Source organism: Mesotoga sp. HF07.pep.5.2.highcov (assembly GCF_003666285.1).
GTDB classification, from domain to species: Bacteria; Thermotogota; Thermotogae; order Petrotogales; family Kosmotogaceae; genus Mesotoga; species Mesotoga prima.
Map to the genome: position 1 here is coordinate 1 of NZ_JFHJ01000572.1, position 1057 is coordinate 1057.

General features: G+C 48.6%; 2 protein-coding genes. Both read left to right on the plus strand.

Features of this window, described 5'->3' with window-relative positions; translation table 11 throughout:
* The coding region (locus tag BG32_RS12060) for an RnfABCDGE type electron transport complex subunit C (protein ID WP_121526903.1) at positions 1–698 on the plus strand (698 nt) is incomplete at its 5' end.
* Positions 695–1057 (plus strand): RnfABCDGE type electron transport complex subunit D (locus BG32_RS12065; RefSeq protein WP_147435006.1); only part of this gene is annotated, 363 nt, incomplete at its 3' end. The genes BG32_RS12060 and BG32_RS12065, both read left to right, overlap by 4 nt.

Sequence of the window (1057 nt, forward strand, 5' to 3'; positions counted from 1 at the left end):
AGCAAAAGGCCATAGAACAAATGGAGGTGGCGGTGAGGTCTACTCCAATTCAGGTGAAGAGATTGAAAACGAAATATCCGCAAGGTGCCGAGAAGCAGCTTATTTATGCTCTTACGAAGAGGAAGGTGCCTTCAGGAGGACTTCCGCTCGACGTGGGTGTCGTTGTTGACAACATAGGAACAGCATTTGCAGTTTACGAAGCTGTTGAACTTGGCCATCCGCTTGTAGAAAGAGGAGTCACACTGACCGGCGAAGGAATAAAGAAGCCATTAAACGTTATTTCGCGTATTGGTGTTATGGCCAGCGAATTGATCGAATACGCCGGCGGCGCACAGGAAATCGTTGAGAGAATTGTCTTTGGTGGTCCTATGATGGGAATCACTGTCCCCAAGATAGACGTCCCGACTGTAAAAGGCACTTCGGGGATCACTTTGCTTATGAAGAGCGATCCACTTGAAGAGTTCCCCTGCATAAGATGCGGGAAGTGTGCAACCGTATGCCCGATGAACCTCCAGCCATTTTTGCTGAATCTCTATGGTACGAATAGATTGTATGACAAACAGGTAGAGAACGGACTCCTGGACTGTATAGAATGCGGAAGCTGCTCATATGTTTGCCCAGCAAACATAGAACTCGTAAAGAACTTCAAGCTCAATAAGAAAGTCTACAGGAGTCTCAAGGGAGGTGCGAAGAAGTGAAGCTCTCAATGATGGCAGCACCTCACCTGAGATCAGAAGACAGCGTAAGAAAGATTATGCTCGATGTCCTCATCGCCCTCGCTCCAGCGGCTGTATGGGCCGTAGTTTCATTCGGTTTGAAGGCACTTGTCCTGATAGTTGTCTGTACAGCCGGCGCCGAGGTACTTGACTTCTTTGTCATGCGGTTCATTAGAAGGAAGAAGAACTTCAAACCGGATCTCAGCGGTTCCGTCACCGGACTGCTTCTCGCTCTGAATCTCTCTGTCGCCGTGGAGTGGTGGCAAGCTCTTATCGGTGTCTTTGTGGCCATCGTAATTGCGAAGGCCGTCTTTGGTGGGCTAGGCAAGAATTTCTTTAAT